Annotated in this window: 1 protein-coding gene; it reads left to right on the forward strand. The window is 64.9% G+C overall.

The genetic code is table 11. The annotated features are described in order from the left end of the window. Nucleotides 1-66: 66 nt before the first annotated feature. A partial coding sequence (locus tag CDV44_RS27460) for a TadE/TadG family type IV pilus assembly protein (RefSeq protein WP_170936142.1) occupies nt 67-441 on the forward strand: 375 nt, incomplete at its 3' end.

Raw genomic sequence — 441 nt, forward strand, 5'->3', positions numbered from 1 at the left:
AATGGGTCGGACCAATGCGTCGCCAAACACGGCCACAGAGCGCCGTGCGCGACGGGGAGTATCGTCATGAATCGGTCTGGGGCACGGGCAGGAGCAAGGTCGCAAGGCGCGCGCGGTCACGGCGGCGTCGCTGCGCTTGAATTCGCGCTCATCCTGATGATCCTGTTGCCCGCGTTCTATGTGGCCGTCGCGTTCTCCATCAATATTCTTGCTCGCCAGATGCTCACGCAGGCCGCCTCCGAGGCCGGGCGGGCGATGCTGCGCGCCGGCACGATGGCGCAGCGTCAGTCCTACGCCACGCAGGCGATCAACACCACGCTCACCTGGCCGTCGGCGTCTTCGGTGAGCGCAAGTTTCCCGGCAGACGTGACATATCCCTGCCGGCGTCGGCCACCAGCACCCAGTTCGCAATGCATTGTTCACGTCACGTTGACGCTGACA

Origin of the sequence: Pandoraea sp. PE-S2R-1, from assembly GCF_002179865.1 — a bacterium.
Classification (GTDB): Bacteria; Pseudomonadota; Gammaproteobacteria; order Burkholderiales; family Burkholderiaceae; genus Pandoraea.